Here is a 3,173-nt window from a genome sequence, read left to right as displayed (position 1 = left end):
AGCGTCCACAGTACCGTACAGGTAGCTAAAGCGTACGGTATACCGCGCCATAAGTTCGGATTGGAAACATCCAACATGAACTTGGAACAAATGAACCTTGACTACTTAATCAATACATTGAGTCCGTACTTGGAAAGTTTCACGGCTGAATTGAATTTCAAGTGTATTCCTGATGCGGATATTACAACAAAGCGCTATTGGTTTGATACGGACAATCAGCGGATCATCGACGCGGAGACAAAAAGCAAGATTATCAAAGAGGATTTAGCAGGTGGTCTAATCAGCCTGAATGAAGCGCGTCGCCGTAAAGGATACCCGCCCATTGAGAGTGATATGGGTGATAAGCACTTAATCTCTCTAAACTTCACAACGCTTGAAATGATTGAAGAGTATCAGATGGCGAAAGCTAAAAATATGCCTGTACCGAAAGGAGGTGAGGACAATGGCGAATGAGAAACAGCTGCCTGAAACGCGCGGTCTGGAACAATCCACAATCGAATTACGAGAATCAGAAGACGGTAAGCGAACCCTCACCGGATACGCATTGAAGTGGGAAATGAAATCGCATCCGCTCGGTTTCATGGGGGAATTTCGCGAACAGTTTCAACGAGGGGCGTTTACCGAGACTTTGCAAAAGGACGATCAGCGCGCTTTATGGTCACATGACACATCAAAGGTATTAGGTCGTACAGGAAATGGCACTCTCCGTCTTTTTGAAGATGATATTGGTTTGCGATTTGAGTTGGATCTTCCGAATACTACACTTGGCAATGACACCTACGAAACTATTAAACGCGGTGATGTGGATGGTGTAAGTTTTGGATTTATGGCCCGCAGGCAAGAATGGGATGAAACAGACGATAACTCTGTTATTCGGACTATTACGGACGCTGCACTTTTGGAAATCAGTCCAGTTGCCTGGCCTGCATATCCGGACAGCGGAGTAGCCGCTCGCGGCAATGATCCGTACAAGCAATATGTAAATGAGCAAGAGGCGCGACAAAAACTAATTCTAGAAACGTACCTATAAGGAGGAATTTTATAATGAAACGATTACAAGAAATCGAAGCACGTAAAGCGGAAATCCGCAAGATGTTGGAAGGAAATGAAGATGTTGATGTAAAAGCATTGACTGAAGAAGTTCGGAAGTTAAATGAAGAAAAAGAAAAGATTGAAGCGCGCGAAAACCTGAAGAAGAATCTAGGCACGGAGCCAGAAGGTGCGAATAAACAACCTAATAAAAAACCTGAAGAAGATACTGAATCTCGCTCAATGCAAACAGCAACCTTGCCGGAACGCGGCGTGGTAGACAATACTCCGGTAATGTCGCAAGAAAGCCGCGATTTCCAAACGTATTTAGAGACGCGCGCCGCGGACATTCAAGGCGGAAGTTTAAAGACTGATTCTGGTTTCGTGGTGATTCCAGAAGAAATTGTAAATGACATCATGAAACTGAAAGAAATGGAATACAATTTGGACAAATATGTAACGATCAAACCGGTAAAGAATGGATCAGGTAAATACCCGGTAGTCCGAACGTCTGATGTTGCGGCACTTCCTGAAGTCGCTGAACTTGCAGAGAACCCAGAGCTTGCTGTAAAGCCGTTCTTCATGCTTGGTTATGACATCAAGACATACCGTGGTTATTTCCTTATTTCGAAGGAAGCTATTGAAGATGCTCAAGTTGACGTACTGGCTGAGCTGAAAACTTGGTTGGCGCGTACGATCGCAGCTACTCGTAACGCGGCGATTTTGAAAGTCTTGAAAGATGGTGGGAAGGGCGAAGATGGAGCGTCTACTAAGTTTGAAACAAAAGACGCAACAGGTATTGACGGTCTGAAAGATGTTGTCAACAAGAACATCAAGCCAAACTACGAAAACAACTTAGCGATTATGTCGCAATCTGCGTACGCCGCACTCGACAAGTTAAAGGATGGAAACGGAAATTACTTGTTGCAAGCTGATGTCAAAGAAACAACCGCGAAACGTCTATTAGGTGCTCGTATTGAGGTGTTGCCGGATGAGATGCTTCCAGACAATGTAGATGCACACCAAATCATTCTTGGGAACATGAAAGATGGAATCGTGCTGTTCTCTCGTTCACAGTACCAAGCGCAGTGGACGGATTACATGCATTTCGGCGAAGCGCTAATGGTCGCGGTCCGTCAAGACGCTCGTATTCTTGATAAGAAATCAGTAATCATTGTCAACTTCACACCTGAAGCTGCTGTTGTTCCAGGAGTGTAATAGGAGGGATTTAGATGGATCTCGAACTATTAAAGAAACATTTGCGCGTAGATCATTCTTTCGAGGATGATCTTATCGTTGAATATCGAATGTGGGCTGAAGAAGAGATCAAAGACAGCGTAAGTACGGAACCGTTGCGTAATGAAGAGTTTTTTAAAGACAATCCGCATTTTAATTTAGCTGTCGCGTTGCAGACGGCTTTTTATTATGAGAACCGTTTAGGGATCAGCGAGCGGCGTTTGAATAACGCGATCAATGCCCCTAACGCAGTGTTGTCCGCAATTCAAAAATTACGGGGGAATTATTACTCTCTTCCAGTCGTAATTGAGGTGAGTCTATGATTCGCGAAATCGGAGAATTAAAGACCAGAATAACCTTTTATGAATTCGCGCCAAGTGACGGCCCGGAAGCCGGCGAGTCGGAAATCAGAAACTTGTACAGTTGCTGGGCAGCCGCGGACAAGGTGTGGATGCGGGATATTGAACAGGCGAAAGCAAATGGCACACTCGAAGATGTGACGCTTGTTATTCGTGATCCTCGCGGTGATTTTATTCCCGACAATCATCATTATGTCGGTATCGATGACGGTCGTTTTTTTGGCAAGAGGTATAATGTCAAGACCATTCAGCCCGACATGACGGATAAACGTTTTATGACGGTGATTGCGGGGTTGATTTCATGAGTGTAAAAATAACTGGATTGTCAAGGCTCATGAAAGATTTAGATGCTAAATACGGCCCGCGCACAATGCAGATGCTTACTGATAAAGCACTGCGAGCGGGCGCAGATGTATTTGTGAAAGAATTGCAATCGCAGTTTGAAACATTTAAAGATACTGGTGCTTCGTTGGACGAAATGACGCTGCATGGACCGCATGATTTAAACGGCGTGCGTACTATAACAGTCAAATGGAAAGGTCCAAAAAA

Annotated in this window: 5 protein-coding genes and 1 pseudogene; all 6 read left to right on the top strand. The window is 44.5% G+C overall.

Annotation, left to right across the window (positions count from 1 at the left end; all coding sequences use genetic code 11):
- A partial coding sequence (locus NCCP2331_RS18105; protein ID WP_251672097.1) for a phage portal protein occupies positions 1-453 on the top strand: 453 nt, incomplete at its 5' end.
- A complete protein-coding gene (locus tag NCCP2331_RS18100) occupies positions 443-1,030 on the top strand; it encodes an HK97 family phage prohead protease (protein ID WP_251672096.1) in 588 nt (195 codons plus the stop codon). The genes NCCP2331_RS18105 and NCCP2331_RS18100, both read left to right, overlap by 11 nt.
- Positions 1,031-1,044: 14 nt before the next feature.
- On the top strand, positions 1,045-2,247 hold the full coding sequence (locus NCCP2331_RS18095) for a phage major capsid protein (protein ID WP_251672095.1): 1,203 nt from the start codon (positions 1,045-1,047) through the stop codon (positions 2,245-2,247).
- A gap of 14 nt (positions 2,248-2,261) precedes the next feature.
- Positions 2,262-2,588 carry a head-tail connector protein gene (locus NCCP2331_RS18090; RefSeq protein WP_251672094.1) on the top strand — a complete coding sequence of 109 codons (327 nt, stop codon included), beginning with the start codon at positions 2,262-2,264 and terminating at the stop codon, positions 2,586-2,588.
- Positions 2,585-2,929 carry a phage head completion protein gene (locus NCCP2331_RS18085; RefSeq protein WP_251672093.1) on the top strand — a complete coding sequence of 115 codons (345 nt, stop codon included), beginning with the start codon at positions 2,585-2,587 and terminating at the stop codon, positions 2,927-2,929. Before NCCP2331_RS18090 ends, NCCP2331_RS18085 begins: the two co-directional genes overlap by 4 nt.
- A pseudogene (locus NCCP2331_RS18080) lies at positions 2,926-3,173 on the top strand (hypothetical protein); the annotation flags it as partial. The gene NCCP2331_RS18085 and the pseudogene NCCP2331_RS18080, both read left to right, overlap by 4 nt.

The sequence above is a fragment of the Sporosarcina sp. NCCP-2331 genome, from assembly GCF_023707945.1.
GTDB classification, from domain to species: domain Bacteria; phylum Bacillota; class Bacilli; order Bacillales_A; family Planococcaceae; genus Sporosarcina; species Sporosarcina cascadiensis.
The sequence above is the reverse complement of the archived record's forward strand: the minus strand, read 5'-3'. Positions and strand labels throughout refer to the sequence as shown.